This is a genomic window from Bacillus sp. SCT118 (genome assembly GCF_058566435.1).
The window spans coordinates 636,341-651,486 of record NZ_CP191225.1 but is presented as its reverse complement, the minus strand read 5'-3'; the positions used below and the strand labels follow the sequence as shown (position 1 = coordinate 651,486).

The following is a 15,146-nucleotide window of genomic DNA, read 5'->3' as shown; positions in this document are numbered from 1 at the left end:
AAATAGAGAACAAGGAGATAAAGATGAAAACACTGCGAACTCTATGTGTCCTGATGATTCTTTCAGGCGTTATTTTTTTCGGACTTAAAATAGATGCAAAAGATATAGATATTCCTTTTTTGAACAGCCTTAAAAAAGTGGTTTCTGATAGCGATACAGACTCAGCTGCGAACAGCAAAAAGGAGCTGAAGGGAAGCGCAAAACCGCTGGATGTCATCCTTTACAATCAAATGGACGCACCCCGGCTCTATAACGGTTGTGAAGTAACAAGCCTTGCGATGGTGCTGAATTACGCGGGATACGACGTGACAAAAAACACCCTGGCAAATCAGGTTGCCACAGTGCCTTTGACATACAGCAGCGGATTAAAGGGTGATCCGAATGACGGATTTGTCGGGGATATGGCGAATGGCCCTGGTCTCGGTGTCTACCATCGACCGATCTATCAGCTGGCGAAAACCTATGCGGGAGACAAAGTGTCTGATCTGACTGGAAAAAGCATTTCTGCTGTTTATGAACAGCTTGAAAAAGGCAATCCAGTTTGGGTTATTACGACAGCCAACTTTACGCCAGTTGACAACATGCAGACATGGAAAACGCCAAACGGAACGATAGAAATTACGTACAGCGAACACAGCGTCGCCGTTACGGGATATGATGATAAATATGTGTATCTCAATGATCCGTATGGCTATAAAAACAGAAAAACCGATAGAACAAGCTTTGAAAAAGCGTGGAAACAAATGGGCAGCCAGGCCGTGGTTATTCAAAAGTAAACACCTGAAAGCCTCACTATGCTCTATCCTGAGCAAATACGACAATATTCATGCTTTTGGTTTCAATCGGTAAGATCGATTCATTTTCCATTTATCACCCAAAATTGTCTTTACTTTCAGGCTGTCTGTTTTTATGATTAAAGCAGATTCAGCCTTGCCCCGATCTATGTGAGAGAAGCCGGTGCAAGTCGCTGACGCTTCTCTTGCAAAAAATGAAAGATATCCGAGGAGGATTTATCATTGAAAAAATTCGTGTCTATCCTATTTATGTTCGGTTTGGTTATGGGGTTCAGCCAGTTTCAGCCATCAACCGTTTTTGCAGCAGACAAAGTGGTGCACGAAACAATTATCGTACCAAAAAATACAACATATGACGGGAAAGGACAGCGGTTTGTGGCAGGGAAAGAATTAGGCGACGGAAGCCAGTCAGAAAACCAAGACCCTGTTTTTCGTGTGGAGGATGGAGCAACCCTGAAAAATGTGGTGCTTGGTGCACCTGCCGCTGATGGTGTACACACTTATGGAAACGTTAACATTCAGAATGTGAAATGGGAAGATGTTGGTGAGGATGCGTTAACGGTGAAGAAGGAAGGAAAAGTGACGATCGACGGCGGTTCTGCTCAAAAAGCGTCAGATAAGATATTCCAAATCAATAAAGCCAGTACATTCACAGTGAAAAACTTCACGGCGGACAATGGCGGGAAGTTCATTAGACAGCTTGGCGGTTCAACCTTCCACGTTGATGTGATCATCGACAAGTGCACCATCACAAACATGAAGGAAGCGATATTCCGGACGGACAGCAAAACAAGCACGGTCAGAATGACAAATACACGCTACTCTAATGTCGGTCAAAAATGGATTGGTGTTCAGCATATTTACGAAAACAACAACACTCAATTTTAACCAAAAAAGTCCGTTGATTTTATTCAGCGGACTTTTTCAATCTTTCTTGCATTTCTTCCTTCGTATAGATGATCCTCATCGGATTTCCGCCGACAAATGCCCCGTCAGGCACATCCTTATGGACAAGCGTTCCGGCGGACACAACTGCGCCATCTCCTATTTTCACCCCGGGCAGAATGGTCGTGTTGGCACCAATCATCACTTCGTCTCCGATCAGAACTTTGCCGATCCGGTATTCGTGAATCAAATACTCATGGGCCAGAATGGTCGTATTGTACCCGATGATTGTATTTGTTCCGACTGAGATCTTTTCCGGAAACATGATATCTGGCATCACCATGAGGGCAAAGGATGTATGTTTTCCAACCTTCATCCGCAGAAATGTACGGTACAGCCAGTTTTTCATCCCTATAAACGGCGTATATCTCGCAATTTGAATGACAATGAAATTTTTGACGACCTTTAAAAAAGGTACCGTTTGATAGACATGCCACAGTGAGTTGGCCCCCGAGACCGGATGACGATCTGTTTTTCTCACAGATTACTTCACTCCAACGATTTGTAATAGATCACTCATTTTCTCAAGCATAAAATCCGGCTCATGCTTCGCCAGCATTTCCGGCCCTTTAATCGTCCATGCGACTCCTGCCGTTTTTGTACCGGCGTTTTTGCCTGCCAGCACATCGTGGTAATTATCTCCGACCATAATGGCTTCCTCGGGCTTGCTTCCTAACTGTTTCAGCGCTAACAGCACAGGCTCGGGATCAGGCTTTGCATTCGTCACATCATCAAGGGTGACAACTGTTTCAAAGAATTCGCCGATTCCCGTGAGCTTGAGGCCCATATTGACAGTATCTCTTAATTTTGTTGTCACAATTCCTAATGTAAAGCCGGCTTTTTTTAATGCATCCAGGGTCTCATATACCGTTTCATATTCAGTCACGAGTGAATCATGCATGTCATGATTGTACGCTCTGTACATGGCGATCATATCATCGCATTTTTCAGGATCCATCGAGGAGAAAGTTTCAAAAAGAGACGGCCCGATAAATGCAAGGACATCTTCTCGTTTATACTTGCTCGGATAATAATGCTCCAGTGTATGCAAAAAGGACGCGATAATTAATTCATTCGTATTAATAAGCGTTCCGTCTAAATCAAACAGAATCGTCGTTACTTGTTTATCACTCATATTGCTTCCTTTCCAACCGCTGAGGGTTTCCATTTTTTCCACGTGTGCGCAATAGCCATTGTCAGCAGAACTGCTGTGGTGACACGAATCAAAAGAAGCGGCCAGACCGGTATGCCGAGCGGAATAAAGACAAGTGTATCTTCTACGACCGCGTGGCAGGCAACGAGAAATATAAATGCCAATGTCATATCCCGCCTGCTCACGCCGTCATCCTCAACAGCTTTGATCATAACACCCGCTCCGTAGGCCAGACCAATCGTCAGTCCCGCCACCATCGTCATAGACGTATTTTTATTCATGCCAAGCAGCTGCGTAAACGGAGACAGCCACCTGGAGAACCGAAGCAGCCAGCCTAAATCTCTTAAAAACTGGATGATGATCATCAGCGGTATGACAATTGCCGCCAGCTGCAAAACACCAAGTCCGGCTTTCGTTAAGGCTTCTGCCAGCATTGCCAGCCAGCTGTCTGGCGCCGCGCTCTTCGCAGCGATAAAACCGTACTGCGCCGTTTCCTGTCCACCATGCCAAATGAGGTTGATGACGATGGCTGACACAGCGGCCAAACCGATGCGCACCGCCAATATAACGCCAATTCTGATACCAACCTTTGCGGCAACTGTCGATTCGATAATCAAGTTATGACAGAATGAAAGCATAACAGCTAAAATAAAGACTTCTTTTACAGACAAATCCAATGTCAAAATCGCGGCAATTCCCGCATACAGATTCAGCATATTTCCCAGTACAAGCGGAATGGCCGCTTCACCAGAAAGCCCGAAGAGACCCATTACCGGTGTGATCAGCCGTACAAGCCAATCCATGACAGGGGTATGCTGAAGCAAAGTGACCAATAGCGTTACCGGGAAAATCACTTTACCGAGCGTCCATGTTGTTTGAAGACCTGCTGCAAGACCGGCCAGAAAGATCTTCTTCATCCCTCATCCCCCTTTGTTGACGTCTACTCCGCGTACCGCTCCTTCGAGTATCCCTTGACGCGTCTGAAGATGATGGCTGCCACAGCCAAAACAATCAATACGATTGAAATCACCTGAGCGATGCGAAGTGAATCAGTCAGCATTAAGCTGTCAGTCCGCATTCCTTCAATAAAGTATCTTCCGATTGAATACCAAATGATATAGAACAAGAACATCTCGCCTCTACGCAAATTCGCTCTGCGCAGCAGCAGTAAAACAATGACGCCGACAAAACTCCATAGTGATTCATATAAAAAAGTAGGATGATAATATTGCCCATTGATGTACATTTGATTGATGATAAATTCAGGCAGGTGCAGGTTTTCTAAAAAGGCTCTGCTGACAGCCTCGCCGTGCGCTTCCTGATTCATGAAGTTCCCCCAGCGGCCGATCGCCTGGCCGAGCAAAATGCTGGGCGCGGCAATATCCGCAAGCTTCCAGAACGAAAGGTTTTTCACTCTCGAAAACACATAACCCGTTAAAATGGCGCCGATTAATCCGCCATGGATGGCAATGCCGCCCTTCCAAATCTTAATGATTTCTCCCGGATGTGCCGCATAATAATCCCATTCAAAGGCAACGTAATAAATTCGTGCGCAAATAATCGCAATTGGAATGGCAAACAGGACAAGATCAATAAACGTATCTTTCTGCAGCCCCCGCTTTTCACTTTCCCTCATCGCAATCCACAGCCCGAGCAAAGCGCCGAGACCGATAATGATTCCGTACCAATGGACGGCTAACGGCCCCAGCTGAAATGCTATCGGATTGAGTGGTTCTATCGCTTCATTCATTTAACGCCAACTCCTATTCTTCTTGTTCACCGTCTTCAATGACGTCCGCCAGCTTGTTGGTAAATTGTTCAGCGGCATTCAGCCCCATCCGCTTCAATCTGAAGTTCATTGCTGCCACTTCGATGATGACTGCAAGATTTCGGCCTGGACGGACGGGAATCGTCAGTTTTGTAATTTCTGTATCAATGATTTTCATGGTCTCTTCCTCAAGTCCGAGCCGGTCGTATTGCTTGCCCTGCTCCCAGAGTTCAAGATTCATGACAATCGTGATTCGTTTATTGCTTCTGACCGCGCCAGCGCCAAATAGCGTCATCACATTGATAATGCCAAGGCCCCTGATCTCAAGAAGGTGCTCAATTAATTCCGGAGCGTTTCCCACAAGAGTATCCTGATCCTCCTGCCGTATTTCAACGCAATCATCGGCAACAAGGCGATGCCCTCTTTTCACAAGCTCCAGCGCTGTTTCGCTTTTTCCGACGCCGCTTTTTCCTGTGATCAGCACGCCGACACCATATATATCGACAAGAACGCCATGAATTGCTGTGGTAGGCGCCAGCCTGCTCTCAAGGAAGTTGGTTAAACGGCTTGACAGTCTTGTCGTTTTTAGCGGCGATCTGAGGACAGGCACCCCATTTTTCTCGGAGGCGTCAATCAGCTCCTGCGGGATGGGCATATCTCTAGAAAGAATAATAGCTGGTGTTACATCAGTGCACAGAGAATCCATTCGCTGTTTTTTCTCCTCTTCAGGAAGCTGTTCAAAGAAAGAAAGCTCTGTTTTTCCGAGAAGCTGCACGCGCTCTCTCGGGTAATATGTAAAATATCCGGCAATTTCAATGCCTGGTCTTGATAGGTCACTCATTGTAATCGGGCGGTTAATTCCTTCTTCTCCGCTGATTAATTCCAAATTGAACTGTTCCATTACGTCTTTTGTGCGAACCTTTGCCACGATATGTTCCTCCTGTTCCGGGCTGCCCCGAGCTTGCTCACAATACTTTCATTTTATCACTTTCGGGCTTGAACCTAAAACAGATTTTATAAAAGGGGGGAAAACACCTCAGCTGGTCTAGATCACTAGTCTGAAAAAGAGTAAAATAAAGGTATTCAAATTCCAGAAAGGCGGATCATCTATGGCAGAGAGTCTTCTTATCAAAGACATTGCGATCGTGACAGAAAATGAAGTAATTAAAAACGGCTATGTCGGAATCAATGACGGAAAAATCAGCACAGTTTCAGCAGAACGGCCCAAGGAGCAATATTCAAAAGAGATTCAAGCACCTGCGGATTCCGTTTTGCTTCCCGGCATGATTGACATTCATATCCACGGCGGCTATGGCGCAGATACGATGGATGCAAGCTTTTCCACGCTCGACATCATGTCGTCAAGACTTCCCGAAGAAGGCACGACGAGCTTTTTAGCCACAACGATTACCCAGGAACATGGGAACATTTCTCAAGCTTTGGTGAACGCAAGAGAGTGGAAAGCGGCTGAAGAGTCCTCTTTATTAGGTTCAGAACTGCTCGGCATTCATTTAGAGGGCCCCTTTGTTTCGCCTAAAAGAGCCGGAGCACAGCCAAAGGAGTGGATTAGGCCTTCGGATGTTGCGCTTTTCAAAAAGTGGCAGCAGGAGGCGGGCGGACTGATCAAAATTGTTACACTTGCGCCGGAGGAGGATCAGCATTTTGAACTGATCCGCCATTTGAAAGACGAATCGATTATCGCGTCCATGGGGCACACGGATGCCGATTCCGCATTGCTGTCGGATGCCGCAAAAGCAGGGGCGAGCCATATGACTCATCTGTACAACGCGATGAGCCCGTTTCATCACCGAGAGCCCGGAGTGATCGGAACGGCGCTGGCCCATGATGGGTTTGTGACAGAGCTTATCGCCGATGGCATTCACTCCCATCCTTTAGCTGCAAAGCTTGCTTTTTTGGCGAAAGGCAGCAGCAAGCTCATTTTAATTACCGATTCCATGAGGGCAAAAGGCCTGAAAGACGGCGTATATGAGTTCGGCGGCCAAAGTGTGACGGTAAGAGGACGAACAGCTCTTCTTTCAGACGGAACCCTTGCCGGTTCGATCCTCAAAATGAACGAAGGCGCACGGCATATGCGTGAGTTTACAAATTGCTCTTGGACGGATATAGCTAATATAACTTCTGCAAACGCGGCCAAACAGCTGGGCATCTTTGACCGAAAAGGCAGTGTGACTGTGGGAAAAGATGCAGATTTGGTGATTGTCAGCAGTGATTGCGAGGTGATTCTCACCATTTGCCGCGGAAACATTGCATTTATATCCAAGGAGGCTGACCAGATATGAAAGTAATGGAATGTCAAACATATGAAGAGCTAAGCCAAAAAGCAGCCAGAATAACGGCAGATACAATCAAAGAAAAACCTGATGCCGTTCTCGGGTTAGCGACGGGCGGCACACCGGAAGGCACGTATCGCGAGCTGATCCGCCTGCACCAAACTGAGAATCTCTCATTTCAAAACGTCACTACAGTTAATTTGGATGAGTACGCCGGACTTTCAAGCGATGACCCGAACAGCTATCACTTCTATATGAATGACCGTTTATTTCAGCATATCGACAGCAAGCCTAGCCGGCATTTTATTCCGAATGGAAATGCAGACGATTTGGAAGCCGAATGCAGACGGTATGAACAGCTAGTCGAGTCCCTCGGCGGCACTGACATTCAGGTTCTCGGCATCGGCCGAAACGGACACATCGGCTTTAACGAACCGGGAACGTCTTTCAAGTCGCGAACTCATGTTGTGACATTAAATGAGCAAACCCGCCAAGCGAATGCCAGATATTTTCCTTCTATAGACAGCGTGCCGAAAAAAGCGCTCACAATGGGAATTCAAACGATACTCTCAAGCAAGCGCATTCTGCTGCTTATTTCTGGAAAAAGCAAAGCGGAAGCTGTTCGTAAGCTGTTAGAAGGAAACATAAGCGAAGATTTTCCCGCATCTGCTTTGCACCTGCATTCCGATGTTACGGTTTTGATTGATCGTGAAGCCGCGTCATTAAGACCTTGAAAGGAACATGCTGACTTATGAATATCAATAAACAATCGCCTATTCCAATTTATTATCAGATTATGGAGCAATTAAAAAAACAAATTAAGAGCGGAGAGCTGCAGCCGGATATGCCTCTTCCTTCGGAGCGCGAATATGCCGAACAATTCGGGATCAGCCGGATGACAGTTCGCCAGGCGCTTTCTAATTTAGTTAATGAAGGCTTGCTCTATCGCCTGAAAGGGCGGGGCACCTTTGTCAGCAAGCCAAAAATGGAACAAGCACTTCAAGGGCTGACAAGCTTTACCGAGGATATGAAAAGCCGCGGGATGACACCGGGCAGCAGGCTCATTGATTATCAGCTTATTGATTCAACTGAGGAGCTCGCGGCTATATTAGGCTGCGGGCACCCCTCCTCTATCCATAAAATCACTCGGGTGCGGCTGGCAAATGATATTCCAATGGCGATTGAGTCCTCACATATTCCGTTTGAGCTTGCGGGTGAATTAAACGAATCGCATTTTCAGTCGTCGATCTATGATCATATTGAAAGGTACAACAGCATACCGATTTCCCGTGCAAAACAGGAGCTTGAGCCAAGCGCTGCCACCACGGAAGAAGCGAACATTCTTGGTATTCAAAAGGGAGCGCCGGTCCTATTAATCAAACGAACAACATATCTGCAGAACGGAACTGCTTTTGAGCATGCAAAATCCGTATACAGAGGCGACCGTTATACATTTGTCCACTATATGGATCGTCTTTCATAAAAAAAGCCTCCAACCCTTTTTAAGGATTGGAGACATGGCGAAAATCAAACTGGTCTGGTGCCGGACGATATGTTTCTTTTTTCGTCTTGAACTTCCAGATCGGTGATTTCGTTTTGCCGTTAAAACTGTCTTCCACTATAATGTACCAATAATAAACAGACTGCGGTTCAAGATGATCCCAGCGGAATTCAGCTGTATCCCCGCTCTTCACTTGCTCCCGTTTTCCGAGCTCTTCATTGGTATATACGTTACATTCAAAATAATCCGTTTCCACCTTTTTGATTCTTGGCTTCAAATCAAGCGAAAGGGAAAATTCATCCTTGTTGCCATAGATATCCGTATCATAGTAATTCTTATCCTTTACATACGGAGAATACGTCGATACGTGCACCATGTCATTGGTCTGGTCAAATTGAAGCAAACGCAAATACCCTTGACCGCCTTCTGGCCCGCCCTGATAATCGGCCAGCATTTGATGCACAAGACGATCCGGTTTCCCATCACCATCATCATCCAGCTCATCTGTTTTTCTCATCGCACTATGATAATGCCCGCTCAACACCATCACGACATTCGGGTTCGGCTTTACGATTTCTTTGAATATTTTCTCTCCGATTGGGCTTCTGTTTCCGCTGACCAGCAAATACTCATGAAAAGCTAAAATTGCCATCCGGTCAGGGTGTTTCTTCAACACCTGATTCATCCACGCGATGTCTTCATCCGTAATGCCCCATCCCATGTACAGCATGATATAATCATTGCCGTTGCTAGAAATCAGGTCATAATGTCCGCGGTTGTTTTTATAGGAACCGCCATAATGCAATTTTTTATCAAAACGATCGCTGCCAAAATATTTGCCAAACGCCCTGTAGGAGCCGTCCTTATGCCCGACATCGTGGTTGCCGGCCAGCACGCCGTAAGGAATTCCGCTCTTATCCAGAACGGACATTGACCGATCAGCGTTTTTCCACTGTCTGATATCAGCGGAATCATCTACAATATCACCCGTGTGGAACACATATTTGATATTGAGCTGCTTTTGATTATCTTTTATCCATTCGGTCTGTTTATCAAAAATATGCGGATAGCTTTCGGCGTAATACTGTGTATCAGACATCCAGACAAATGTGTACATATCCTTCGCAGGGGGAATTTCATCCTGTACAATCACATTCATTTTCGACTCCCGTACAAAATCGGCGGCAATCACAGACGCTTTCAGCGTAAACGGTTTGTCATCCTTCGCGACGAAGCTGTCAACTGGCTGCCATTCGTTTGTCCGATAATTCCAAGCATACATCGTCACCTTTCTCCCCGGCAAAGAACTGCCCTTCCAGACTGCTTCAGCCAGATCATTCTCATCAATTGATGGATCAACCGTCACTTCAAAGCGATGATAAGGGAAAAGCTCTTTGTTTTCTGTCGATACTGTTTTTCCATCAACAGCTGATACCCGCTCCAATTCTTTATTCGTAAATGGGGTCTCCCTTTCCGGCACAAAGCTTTTCGGCGGTTCAGTCAGTGACGCGTGCTTAAATATTTTCACATGATTGCGCGCTGTATATTGAAATCCCCTATAAAAACCAACATCCATGGCATCATTCGTCGGATCTTTCACCCGTACAGAAAGCTTGGCCTTATGCGTGTCGGCTTCGCTGTCTATAACCTCCGGCTGGTCCGGATGCTCTCGTTCGGTTTTAAATATCCTCTCAATCACTGTTTTATTGCCCGCGAGATCCGTTGCTGTCACTTTTAGAGAATGTTTTCCCGGCAAAAGGTCAGAAGATGACGTATGATATGGGAGTGTAACGCTTTCTCCATCTAAAGACGCTTCCGCTTCCTCAATTTTGCTCCATTTATCATACATATCCGCCTGCAGAATAAGGTTTCCTTTATACGTTTGCCCCTCGGTGATATTCGGCTCAATGTGAGGTCCTGAATTATCTACCCGTACAACCAGGCTGACATTTTCCTTGCCGTCGCTTGCTTGAATATGGTGAGCGCCTTCAGAAAGCTTTGATGTATCCCACTCCAGCAGCTGTGATGTAAACAGTCCGTCAGGCAGATTGAACTGGAATTGCCAGCTTTTATTCGAGCGCTGATTATCGCCAATAAAAAGTTCCTTCTCAGGGGACACCCTCTGATCCCTGATCACCGTTCCATCCGATAACACCAATCGGGCGTTTTTGACTAAGAAGTCATCACGGTTTTCAGCCGTATCAAACGGAGACACCTTCGAACCCGATCGTATTGTAATACGCTGCAGCTGCTTCCCTTTCCGAAGCAGTGTCTCTGGCAATGGAACAGAATAGGTGCGGTATTTATTTGTTGTATCATCGAACACCTTCAGCACTTTGCCTTCCATCGTTACCGCGTTTTTAAAATAAAGGTTCGTTTTCCTCGTATCGAATGCAAAATATACTTCTTTTTCCATCGCGGGCTCTGTCACTTGTTTTTTCCCGTCAACCCATAGCTTAATGCGGTCAGCTCGCCCTTCTGTCGTGGCTTTGAGAAACTGAGTTCCCGACAGCGTGTCTCTGTTTTCAATATTCATCCGCAGGCCGTGCGACTTGCTTGTTTGTTTAATATCAATCATTTTGACCGGCGTTCTCGCTTCATTGATCCCGTCCCCGGCCGCCACATAATACTCTAGCTGATCCTTCCCGATCAATTCAGGCGAATACACAATATAATGGTAGAGATTATCGTTGCGGTCTTTTTCAGCAAGAATTCGCTTAAACGGTTTGTTCTCATCCGTCCGGTAGTAAAAGGCCGCTGTTTTCACTAGACTTCGGTCCCGTATGTCAGCCCGCAGCTCAATGCTTTCAGCAGGGCGGACAGGCTTGCGGTCAGTCAAATCCTCAATGACCGGCTTTTCTTTATCGAGCTTGATTTTCCGTTTCTGCTCGGGCACCTGTGCCTGTAATACGGTTCCAGGAGACGGATTCTTTTCCCCGATTGAAATGTTCAGAAGTTCTGCGGTTCCGTTCAGCGGATACTTATAAAGCACTGATGACAGCCGGCGCAGCGCATGTTTCCGATAATGCGCAACCGAAATGTCCTTTCCTGTATTCGTTGATATCACAACGGCCCGCGGCCTCGTATTGGCCATACCCTCTGTCTCGTCTATCACCGCGAGATTTTTTCCTTCTTTTAGTTGTGTCTGATAATAACGATTGAAATCCTCTGACGTCAATTCTGGATGCCCGGCAGGCTTCAGCCAGACGACAAACGTTTCGCCGGATGGTATCAAGATCCTTTCATCAGGCCTCCAAATCAGATCGGAGTCAGGCCCTTCTTTTGGGTAGCGGTAACGGATATGGTAGTCTTTAAAATCAATCGTTCTGTCAGTCGTATTAAAAATCTCAATAAATTCATAACCGTCTGCGCGTCCTATGTTCTTCGTATCAACCGCCAGCTCTGTGATCAGAAGCTCCGGAATATGGGCAAGGTCAGCCTGGTATCCTTCAAGCTTCAGTTTCTTCGTCTCCGACTTCACCCGCTGCTTCCCATTCGACATCACAATGTAATACTCAAGCTCGCTGTTCCAAATCAAACGTTTCGGAATTTGTGCCAAAAACTTGCGGACCGCTCCGGGGGTCGGGTCCATCGGCACCATTTTGTAGCCCAGCTCATTACTTTGTTTATAAAAAAGAAAGGCGGAAAATGCTTGATACGAATTATCGCGAACTTGAGCCTCAATCATTAGATTGTTTCTCATTTCAGCTTTCACATCAATTTGAGGAGGATTTTCAAGCAAGGGTATGTAATGAGGCGTTTGAAATAGTTCCTGCTGTACAACAGGAAAAGCTTTCGATTCATGATGGCCGCCAGACAAAACGGAAAGAAAAGACAGTAATATAGAAGCAATAACCGTGTATTTCCTCATCAAAGCACCTCCCTTTTCATGTATTTTGCGTCTGAACAGGGAAGCTTATGAGTTCATTTTTAAACAATATCCAATCTGACAAAGCAGATGGTATACGACATATACGCGGGACTGCTGACAAAAAGCGAACACTTCACTTCACAATTTTTTAAGGAGGCTGCAAAACATGTAAAAAAGCTGCCTTTGCGGGCAGCTTTTTTTATTTTTTTCTAAGAGGCTCTAAAATGCCTTTTTGAATCAGCAAATGGAAGACCGACAGGATAACGGATGCCCATATCGCTGTGCCGAAGCCGTCGATTTGAAAACTGTCACCCATAATGGACGCGGTCATCATAAGCGTGATGGCGTTAATCACAAACAAGAAGAGTCCAAGCGTCACCATGGTGACCGGCAGTGTAAAGATAATTAAAAGCGGTTTAATCAGCACGTTTAAGATCGATAAAATGAGGCTGGCGATAATCGCTGCCCCAATGCTGCTGATATGGATGGAGTCAATATATCCATCAATGACGATTAATAACAATGCATTGACTAAAATGCTGACTGCCCATTTTACCATGTCATTTCATATCCCTTTCTGACGGGACGATAAAAATCCAAATGATATAAATGAGCAAAACCGGGAAGACACTTGTCATAATGGCTAAGATGACAGTTATGACTCTGAGGAGTGATGCGTCCCAATTGAAATATTCCGCGAGACCTCCGATAACACCGGCGATTTTCTTATTTTTTTCTGAGCGATAAAGCTTATTCATTCGATCACCTCTGTGAGTACTTTAGTTTGATGGCGCCTGTTAGTGATTCTGAGAAGACGGTGATGTTTTGATCATGTGCCTGATTTGAAGTGAACATCATTTCTTTTTGAATGGTATCATTTTTTTCCTTCAGCATCTCAACATCCATTAATTCATGGGACAGCGAACCAAGATTGCTTTTCAGCTCTGCCTTCACTGCGAGATCGTCCGGAATCGCAAGCTCCACACTTCCAGTCGTTGTTTTTGCATAAATGGAGCGGCAGTCCGATTCTGTAACGTTAATCGCAATATTTCCGTTAAAGCTTTGAACGTCAATGGATTCGCTTTTCCCTCGGAGATCGATCAATCCGTTAATGGTTTCCGCTTCTATCGTTTCGCAGCTGTGGCTGGCGAGCTTAATTTGCCCGTTGGCCGTTTCAGCTATGGCTTTTTCGGCTGTTAAGTGCGAGAACGACAACACGCCGTTTGTCGTTTTCGCTGAGAACTCTTTTACATGTAAATGTTCCCCTCTGACCGGACCGTTAAACAGCTTCACTCGAATCTTATCATACTCCTTCTGAGGAATATACAAAGTGACATTCGTTTTCATCGTCTTTTTCTCAGTACGGATAAAAAATTTATTACCTTTGATTTCACATTCAATATGCTGAAGAAATGCGTGTCTCGCCGCATCCTGGCTGTCAGCGCGATATACCTTCGCCTGGCATTCCGCTCTGATATCGTCATCTTCCCAAGGGACGATATTCACGCTGCCATTGGCAATTTGAAGCTCAACACTGGAAAAGTCAGTATCTTTAAATTGAAAAATGTGCTGAACATCATACGCATGGCCAAAGTTTAAATCAAGGTCAACTTCCTTGACCTTTTTCACAGCAGAATCAATCCAGTCAAACAGCTTGGCTCCTAAAGACGGCTTGCCGCTTTCTTTTTTTGCCGTTGTAAATGGCTCTTCCTCGTCATGAACGTGAACTGAGAGCGCTGTGATTTTCTCTTCTTTTTCCTTGTAGTCGCTGTCAAGCTTTTCAATCAGTGTCAAAGCTTCTTGTGCTGTAAGCTTTCCTTCCTCAACAAGCTTAAGGATTCGTTCCTTTTCTTGCTTCATTACGATCTCCTCCCCATTGTCTACTTATGCTGCACGCAGGACCTTAATGCCCTGAATCACATTCCAAATGATAATGCCAATGACAACTAAGAAATAAATAACCGCTCCCCCAATGATTACAAATACAGGAAGCAAGCTGTCTCCATCAATCGCAACGGCTCCGCCAAGTAAAGCAATAAAAAGGAACAGCCAGCCGACAAACGGAACAATGTGAGAAATAAGAGAGCGTATCGCATGGCGTTTTGTTTCTTTCTCATTTACAACAAAATAAGCGACAATCGGCACAATGATTGGCGCAATGAACACACTGAAATAACAAAGTGATGCAATAATAGCTTGATTACGGTTCAATTCATTCCACACTCCTATTGTAGATTGTCCATGACAAAAGATCAGGGACGTTTTACTTATTTATACGTTTAAAATCTCTTCAGGTTTCAAATTCATTCTTTAGACATGCTCCGATTTACGGAAATTGGATTTTAAAAAGTTTTAGAAGTAGAATCTTCCGGCTATACCGATTACAATATGTAAAAAGCTTACGGCAACCAAGGAGGCTGGACAAGCAATGGAGAAAGATCCCAGTGACTATACAGTAACACAAGAATCAGTGTTAAAGCTGATTCATGAACAAAAAAGAATGAATCGTGAAATGATCGCCGAGCTTGAGCAGATTCACGGACCCTTCCCGATCTCTCACGATATCCAATATATAAAAGTGCTGCTCGACAGCAGCAACACGCATATTGTTCAAGATTTAATGAGTGTAAGTAAGCAGCTGTATAAGAAGACTTTGTAATTGCGGAAAACATATCATTCATTATAACTGAAACAAAGTTAAAGGTTAGATGACAATATCTTGCCTTTTTTGTTTTGAAAAAACAAGTGATTCCCTGGCTGTCACAAAATGATTGTAACAAAAAAAGCCTGCCGGCACATCCAGTTAATGGACTCTGTCGGCAA

16 protein-coding genes are annotated in these 15,146 nt (G+C 45.2%); 6 read left to right on the top strand and 10 right to left on the bottom strand.

Annotation, left to right across the window (positions count from 1 at the left end; all coding sequences use genetic code 11):
• Positions 1-23 precede the first annotated feature (23 nt).
• Positions 24-776 (top strand): C39 family peptidase, encoded by a 753-nt coding sequence (locus tag ACQVGT_RS03240; protein WP_015483750.1) that lies wholly within the window; start codon positions 24-26, stop codon positions 774-776.
• 240 nt (positions 777-1,016) lie between these two features.
• Complete coding sequence (gene pelC, locus ACQVGT_RS03235) at positions 1,017-1,682, top strand: pectate/pectin lyase PelC (protein ID WP_041518072.1); 666 nt, start codon at positions 1,017-1,019, stop codon at positions 1,680-1,682.
• A gap of 19 nt (positions 1,683-1,701) precedes the next feature.
• On the opposite strand, the gene ACQVGT_RS03230 is transcribed toward pelC, so the two are convergent.
• From ACQVGT_RS03230 to hprK, 5 genes are read right to left on the bottom strand one after another with little or no spacing between them, the layout of a single operon-like run.
• Positions 1,702-2,220, bottom strand: a complete 519-nt coding sequence (locus ACQVGT_RS03230; protein WP_015384756.1) for an acyltransferase — start codon at positions 2,218-2,220, stop codon at positions 1,702-1,704.
• Positions 2,221-2,223: 3 nt separating this feature from the next.
• Positions 2,224-2,874 (bottom strand): pyrophosphatase PpaX, encoded by a 651-nt coding sequence (ppaX, locus tag ACQVGT_RS03225; RefSeq protein ID WP_015483752.1) that lies wholly within the window; start codon positions 2,872-2,874, stop codon positions 2,224-2,226.
• The gene (locus ACQVGT_RS03220; protein ID WP_015483753.1) at positions 2,871-3,809 is read right to left on the bottom strand and encodes a nucleoside recognition domain-containing protein; all 939 of its coding nucleotides are present in this window, start codon (positions 3,807-3,809) and stop codon (positions 2,871-2,873) included. Before ACQVGT_RS03220 ends, ppaX begins: the two co-directional genes overlap by 4 nt.
• Positions 3,810-3,832: 23 nt before the next feature.
• Positions 3,833-4,642, bottom strand: coding sequence for a prolipoprotein diacylglyceryl transferase (lgt, locus tag ACQVGT_RS03215; protein ID WP_015384758.1), 810 nt, complete (start codon positions 4,640-4,642; stop codon positions 3,833-3,835).
• A 13-nt stretch (positions 4,643-4,655) separates the two neighbouring features.
• Positions 4,656-5,588, bottom strand: a complete 933-nt coding sequence (gene hprK / locus ACQVGT_RS03210) for an HPr(Ser) kinase/phosphatase (RefSeq protein ID WP_003228097.1) — start codon at positions 5,586-5,588, stop codon at positions 4,656-4,658.
• 181 nt (positions 5,589-5,769) lie between these two features.
• Between hprK and nagA the strand changes: the two genes are divergently transcribed.
• Genes nagA through nagR form a run of 3 tightly spaced genes read left to right on the top strand, consistent with a single transcriptional unit; the run spans position 5,770 to position 8,434 of the window.
• Positions 5,770-6,960: an N-acetylglucosamine-6-phosphate deacetylase gene (gene nagA / locus ACQVGT_RS03205; RefSeq protein WP_015483754.1), complete on the top strand. Its 1,191-nt coding sequence runs from the start codon at positions 5,770-5,772 to the stop codon at positions 6,958-6,960.
• Complete coding sequence (nagB, locus tag ACQVGT_RS03200) at positions 6,957-7,685, top strand: glucosamine-6-phosphate deaminase (RefSeq protein WP_015483755.1); 729 nt, start codon at positions 6,957-6,959, stop codon at positions 7,683-7,685. Before nagA ends, nagB begins: the two co-directional genes overlap by 4 nt.
• Positions 7,686-7,702: 17 nt before the next feature.
• Positions 7,703-8,434: an N-acetylglucosamine utilization transcriptional regulator NagR gene (nagR, locus tag ACQVGT_RS03195; RefSeq protein ID WP_015384761.1), complete on the top strand. Its 732-nt coding sequence runs from the start codon at positions 7,703-7,705 to the stop codon at positions 8,432-8,434.
• Between the two features lie 19 nt (positions 8,435-8,453).
• Here nagR and ACQVGT_RS03190 read toward each other — a convergent pair whose 3' ends face one another.
• The 5 genes from ACQVGT_RS03190 to yvlA all read right to left on the bottom strand — a co-directional run bounded on the left by ACQVGT_RS03190 (position 8,454) and on the right by yvlA (position 14,534).
• Positions 8,454-12,323: a lamin tail domain-containing metallophosphoesterase family protein gene (locus ACQVGT_RS03190; RefSeq protein ID WP_046340270.1), complete on the bottom strand. Its 3,870-nt coding sequence runs from the start codon at positions 12,321-12,323 to the stop codon at positions 8,454-8,456.
• 199 nt (positions 12,324-12,522) lie between these two features.
• Positions 12,523-12,882, bottom strand: a complete 360-nt coding sequence (locus tag ACQVGT_RS03185; RefSeq protein WP_003228066.1) for a phage holin family protein — start codon at positions 12,880-12,882, stop codon at positions 12,523-12,525.
• A 1-nt stretch (position 12,883) separates the two neighbouring features.
• Positions 12,884-13,081, bottom strand: a complete 198-nt coding sequence (locus ACQVGT_RS03180; protein ID WP_015384763.1) for a PspC domain-containing protein — start codon at positions 13,079-13,081, stop codon at positions 12,884-12,886.
• Positions 13,082-13,085: 4 nt separating this feature from the next.
• Positions 13,086-14,183 carry a DUF4097 family beta strand repeat-containing protein gene (locus ACQVGT_RS03175; protein ID WP_015384764.1) on the bottom strand — a complete coding sequence of 366 codons (1,098 nt, stop codon included), beginning with the start codon at positions 14,181-14,183 and terminating at the stop codon, positions 13,086-13,088.
• A gap of 24 nt (positions 14,184-14,207) precedes the next feature.
• Positions 14,208-14,534, bottom strand: coding sequence for a protein YvlA (gene yvlA, locus ACQVGT_RS03170; protein ID WP_003244375.1), 327 nt, complete (start codon positions 14,532-14,534; stop codon positions 14,208-14,210).
• Between the two features lie 217 nt (positions 14,535-14,751).
• On the opposite strand from yvlA, the gene ACQVGT_RS03165 reads away from it, so the two are divergent.
• Entirely contained in the window at positions 14,752-14,982 is a 231-nt protein-coding gene (locus ACQVGT_RS03165) for a hypothetical protein (protein ID WP_003235419.1), read from the top strand.
• The last annotated feature ends 164 nt before the right edge of the window (positions 14,983-15,146 follow it).